The following is a 5,326-nucleotide window of genomic DNA, read 5'->3' as shown; positions in this document are numbered from 1 at the left end:
TCCGTAGGACGGGCGCAGCCACTTGCTTGCTCCGCTGTTGGCCTGGGGGTGGTCGCCTCCGTTGCGGGCCGGCGACGTTACGGCGCTGGTCGCGCGGTCGTGCGGTGCGGGTCGGGTGTCGGTCAGGGGATGCTCCGGGGATGGTGGGGTCGAGGGGTGCAGGGTCCGGACGGCGCCCGGATTGGCGATGCCGGAGTTCGGGGGTAGAAAGGGCGTTTCCCGGTCCGGCAGAGATGGTCCGGTGGGCGCTCGGAGAGGGAGGCTGGTCCGATCCACAGCTCGGGCGGTTCTTGGACTGGTCCGATCTCACCGGACCGGCGGGAAACGGTCCGGTGGGTGTCCTGCGGGATTCTGGTCCCGTCCGTGCCGGACCACTGTGGTCGTGCCTGGGCGGTGAGACTTCTGCCCATCGGCAGAAGTCCGGGTGACCGACCGGACCGATCCGATCGGTCACCGGGGACGGGTCAGTCGACTGGCGGGTGGTGGCGGACCTGATCGTCCGGGAACTCCTTGCGGAGTTCGTCCATCAGGACCGTGAAGCGGGTACTGCCGAGCGGCAGGTCGGCCTCACGGACCGCGCGCTCGACGACCGACCGGCTGGGGCGGCCGTGAGCCCGGACCACCGGACGGCTGACCTCCAGCAGCCGGTCCATCGAGGCGCCCGGAGGCCGCCCTGTCCGCCGCGCCGGGCCATCGCCGTCCGCAAGGTCCAGCCCATCCAGCTCTGGAAGCCGGTCGTCGGTCCGCGACCCGGCGACGGGGAGTTCTGCCGACCCGTCCAGGTTCGGACCGGCACCGGTATCGCCGGACCGGCGCTCGGCGACGCCGATGGACACCGCGCCAAAGGCAGGGGCGTCCGGACCGTCCAGCTCGACGAGAGCGGACCGTCCGCGGTCGGTAGAAGGGCCGCCGGACCGACCGCTGGCGCTGCGGACGGACGAACCTCGGTCCGCGTGAGGGAGCGCCGATGTTTGGTCCGGACCGCTCGGGCCGTCCGGTTGGACCGAAGTGGATGCCGCATGACCGGCAGAGGCACCGCCGAACGAGGGCGTGGCGGTGTGGCGGGCGATGAGGATGTAGAGGTGGACCGCGCCGCCGAGGGCGAGCGGCGAGAGGGTGGACAGCACGCCGACGACGGTGTCGCCGAGGCTCAGCCCGCCGCTGTGGTCGAGCAGGTGGTTGAGGCGAACGGCGTGCAGGGCGTTGGCCCACACGCTGGAAGCGGTCGCGCCGGCAAACAGGCACCAGGCGTAGGCGCGCGCCGCCAGCGGGGCGGCGCGCAGGACGAGCAGTGCGCGCACACCGTAGGCAATGAACCCGTCGAGAGTGAAGGGGAAGACGTAGGTCAGCGGGCCGCGCACGCGGATGGCAACGGCCATCTGCTGCAGGGCGTCGAAGGACAGGGCGAACCCGGCCGCGCCGATCAGGGCGACGGCCAGGCGGTCCCAGACAGTCACACGGGTTGCACGGTCCTGTGGCGCGGCGTGGACGGAGAGTGCTGGTGCGGCGGTGGTCGTGGTGGGCTCCCAAGATAGGGCGATGATGCGTTTTGAATGGACTTGCCATTCAAGGTGGGTTAACGTAGCATGCCCACCACCCCAATGCAAGAACCACTGCAACCCGATGCGAGGTGAATCGGATGTCCGACCAGTCCGGCCAGCCGGAAGGCGCCCCGGCCACTCCTGCGCTCAGCGAGGAGCACGCCGCCGAGCGGGTCCGGCTGGAGCGCGAGTACCTGGGCTGGAGCACCGGCGAACTCGCCAAGCGGATGACCGCCGCCGGCTACCCGATCAACCAGTCCTCCGTCTGGCGGATCGAGAGCGGCGAGCCCCGCCGCCGGATCAACCTCGACGAGGCGATCGGCTTCGCCAAGGTCTTCGGCCTGCCCCTGGAGGAGTTCCTCGGCCCGCCCGAGGCCTCCTCCGACAAGCACATTGCCCAGCTCACCACCGAGGTGGTCGCCCGATACCGCTTCCTGCTCGACCTCATGCAGAGCACCAGCTCGGTATTCAAGGCCGTCGACCAGTACAACGCGATGTTCCCCCAGCACGCGAAGGAGCTGAACGACCGCATTGCCCGCGCCCTCACCGAGGAGAACCGCCGCCGCGGCCCCGTCCGCGAGAGCCCCATGGTCTTCCTGCGCTACCCGGCCTTCCAGCAGGCAGAGCAGCCGTCGGATCCCACGCCCCAGGAGTAGCCCGAGCAGCCCCAGGGCTCGATCAAGATCGTTCTGGGTTCCGAGCCGAACGCCGCCTACCGTGCTGGCACCGCAGGCAGTGACCGCCGCTTGGCGCGACCGGAAAGCCGAGCCACCATCCACCATCGCGGCCACCCTGCTGCCACACCCATCCCCACCACCGTCGACCCCAGTGCAGGGCTACGGCCCGCCAGCCACCGAGGAAGGAACCGCGTGCCGCCTACCACTCACCACCACCACACCACCTCACACTGCGCGGTGATCGCGCCGGCCCTGCCCCGGCGCTCCCCTCCGGCGTCGGCGTTCACTGCCGAAATTCCCAGATCGATCTAACGGTCTTCCCCATCTGCCGCCGTCCCGGGATGCCGCCTTACCCCGAACCGGCCGCAGCTTCTCTGGCCTGCCATCTGCCTGGACAAGGCCGCATCGCCATTACCCCAGCGAGGCCATCCACTCCCCCGCCACTGTTTCCGCTGCCCAAGGAGTCCCATCACCAACGCCCAGTTCTCTCAGCCGAAGTGCCTCACCAGTGCCGCCCCCTCGATCGGCCGGCCGCGCGTGGGCAATCGCCCTGCGGGCAGCCAGCAGCCCACGATCTCCGTGACGTGGTCACAGGGAGCCGATCTGACACCAGCCGAGCGCGTCCGCCTCCTGCGCCTGCTGTTCGGTCCGCGCCCAGCAAGTCCGCGCGCTCGCGCGGAAACCGCAGCAAGCCGCGAGTAATTCGCATACCCTCGCCCCACATTGAGCGCCCCGGCGACGGCTGCAACCGTCCCGGGGCCGGCCGACTGTCCAGGAGTCGACGTGACGAATCCAAGCACACGCCTACGCACCGCGACCGCTACGGTCGCCCGCGCCACAACGCCGCGTGCCCTCCGGGCCGTGGACTACCTCCGGGTGAGCACCGAGGAACAGAAGCTCGGCTACGGCATCGCCAGCCAGGCGCGCAAGAACAGCCGCCACATCGCGAACAAGGGCTGGGGGCACGTCGGCACGTACAAGGACGAGGGCGTCTCCGGCTCCAAGGAGATGGGCGAACGCCCGGACTTCGACCGGCTGATGGAGCAGGCGAAGCTCGGCGGGTTCGACCTCGTCGTGGTGGAGAAGGGTGACCGCATCGGCCGTGTCGGCCGGGCCTTCTGGCGCTGGGTCTGGGCGCTGGAGGACATGGGGATCTTCGTCGCCATCACCAACCGCAACATCGACAACACCACCCCCGAGGGCCGGGCGCAGATGCGGCGAGAGGCCGACTACGCCGAGACCGAGTGGGAGAACATCCGGTCGCGCACCCAGGGCGGCCTCCAGGAGAAGGCCGAGGATCCCGGCTCGCCGCACATCGGCGGCCGGCCCCCGTACGGCTACCGGATCGAGGCGAAGGGCATCAAGGGCGAGTCGCGGCTGGTCGTCGACGAAGTCGAGCGTGCCGTCGTGCAGCGCGTTCACGGCATGGTGGTGATCGAAGGGCTGAACCTGCGGCAGGCCGCCATCCGGCTCAACGCCGAAGGGATCACCTGCCGTTCGGGACGTCCGTGGTCGGTGGCCAATCTCCGCGATCGGATCATGTCCCGGGCGGTGCTCGACGCCGAGCTGATCTTCCGCGGCGCACACGCCAAGACCGACGCTGACGGCAGGCCACTGTGGGGCGAGTCGGTGACGATCGCGCTCCCCCGCATCCTGTCCGAGGACGAGGCCGCCACGCTCCGCCGGAAGGTCGCGGCCCGCGCGAAGACCAGCGGCCGCAACCGAGCGGTCTACCCGCTCACGGGCCGGCTGATCGGCCTCTGCAAGGCGCCGTACACCGGCATCAGCCGCGAGTCCCTCTCGTACGGTCGTCGCAACTATCGCTGTAGTGGCAAGGCCGACACCGTGCCCGGCCAGGGGGTCTGCGACTGCTCGTACGTGGACGCCGCGGCGGTGGAGGAGCGCGTCTGGTCGGAGGTCGTCACCCTGCTCGGCGACTCGCGGAAGCTGGAGGCGCTGGCCGCCGAGTGGGTCGGCATGTCCGACGGCGATCAGGAGGCGCACGCCGAGCGGATCGCCGGCCTCGACCGGCAGATCGACACCATGAAGGCGTCCATCGCCGCCGTGATCGTGGCTGCCGCCAAGCAGCAGCAGTCCCCGGACGCCATCGCCACCGCGACAACGGCCCTCAACGAGGAGCTGCAGCAGCTGGAGGAGATGCGTGCCGAGGCCGCCGCCTGGCTGGCCGAGGTCGAGGAGGCCGACCGCCGGGCCCGCGACCTCAAGGCACTGGCCAACCTGGCTCAGCATCAGCTGGTGGACATGAAGCTGGAGGAGCAGAGCGAGGTGCTCGGTCTGCTCGACGTGAAGGTGTTCATCGAGGGGCCGGTGCCGATGCGATCCGGAGGCCACGTCTGCACCGTGCAGTCCTGGTACAAGGCGGCCGGAGTGAACGTCCCGGCGGCCGACCTGTCGGACGAGCAGTGGGCGTTGGTCTCCCATCTGCTCCCCGCCGGCCGACGCGACCGCGTGCGCCGCTCGGTCGACGCGATCTTCGCCAAGGCCCGAACCGGCGCATCCTGGCCGACGCTCCGCGAGGAGTACGGCTCGACGAGCACCGCCTCGAAGTACTTCAACGAGTGGGTGATGCGGGGCATCTGGGCCGAGGTGGACGAGGCTCTCGCGAAGGTGGAACGAGTACCGCTGCCCGTGGTCGACCTCCTCCCGCCTATGCGAATCGAAGGCCGAGTCGATCCCCGCGTGATGCTGAGCGACGAAGAACGGTCCCGAAGGGAATCGTGATGATCAGAACGCAGCAGACAATCCCCGCGATCACATAGCCGACCGCCATCCAGAACCCGCAGAAGACCAGCCAGAGCACATTCAGCAGGAATCCGATCACCTTCATGCCTGGCACCTTCTCACGTACGACGACTGCCCCCTACGACCACCGATGCCCGCCGCCCGCCATGTCTACGCACGTCAGGGCCGCACCTCAGGGACCGCTCCGGGTACGCCCCCTCCTCACGGAGGAGACCGGCCCCGCCCCACGGCCGGTGACCGGCGGCCGGTTGAGTTCGAACACGTAGCAACCGGTGGGGGAATTCGACCCGGATTCGCCGTCCCCCCCCCGGCGGGCCCGCGGCGGGCGGCAGCCCGGGGGGGGCC

3 protein-coding genes and 1 pseudogene are annotated in these 5,326 nt (G+C 70.0%); 2 read left to right on the top strand and 2 right to left on the bottom strand.

The annotated features are described in order from the left end of the window. Positions 1 to 464: 464 nt before the first annotated feature. On the bottom strand, positions 465 to 1,457 hold the full coding sequence (locus ACFU74_RS35795) for a DUF2637 domain-containing protein (protein WP_380764305.1): 993 nt from the start codon (positions 1,455 to 1,457) through the stop codon (positions 465 to 467). Between the two features lie 182 nt (positions 1,458 to 1,639). On the opposite strand from ACFU74_RS35795, the gene ACFU74_RS35790 reads away from it, so the two are divergent. Both ACFU74_RS35790 and ACFU74_RS35785 read left to right on the top strand, forming a co-directional pair. Further along, the gene (locus tag ACFU74_RS35790; RefSeq protein WP_380764304.1) at positions 1,640 to 2,197 is read left to right on the top strand and encodes a helix-turn-helix domain-containing protein; all 558 of its coding nucleotides are present in this window, start codon (positions 1,640 to 1,642) and stop codon (positions 2,195 to 2,197) included. Positions 2,198 to 3,001: 804 nt separating this feature from the next. Then, positions 3,002 to 4,960 carry a recombinase family protein gene (locus tag ACFU74_RS35785; protein ID WP_380764303.1) on the top strand — a complete coding sequence of 653 codons (1,959 nt, stop codon included), beginning with the start codon at positions 3,002 to 3,004 and terminating at the stop codon, positions 4,958 to 4,960. Here the strand turns inward: ACFU74_RS35785 and ACFU74_RS35780 are convergent. Continuing rightward, a pseudogene (locus ACFU74_RS35780) lies at positions 4,923 to 5,066 on the bottom strand (YccF domain-containing protein); the annotation flags it as partial. The gene ACFU74_RS35785 and the pseudogene ACFU74_RS35780 sit on opposite strands and share 38 nt — an antisense overlap. Between the last annotated feature and the right edge of the window lie 260 nt (positions 5,067 to 5,326).

Origin of the sequence: Kitasatospora sp. NPDC057500 (assembly GCF_042802195.1) — a bacterium.
Classification (GTDB): Bacteria; Actinomycetota; Actinomycetes; order Streptomycetales; family Streptomycetaceae; genus Kitasatospora.
The sequence above is the reverse complement of the archived record's forward strand: the minus strand, read 5'-3'. Positions and strand labels throughout refer to the sequence as shown.

What these genes read in the sequence shown, in the direction of transcription:
- ACFU74_RS35790 (WP_380764304.1), top strand. Translation starts at nt 1,640, where the DNA reads ATGTCCGACCAGTCCGGCCAGCCGGAAGGCGCCCCGGCCACTCCTGCG.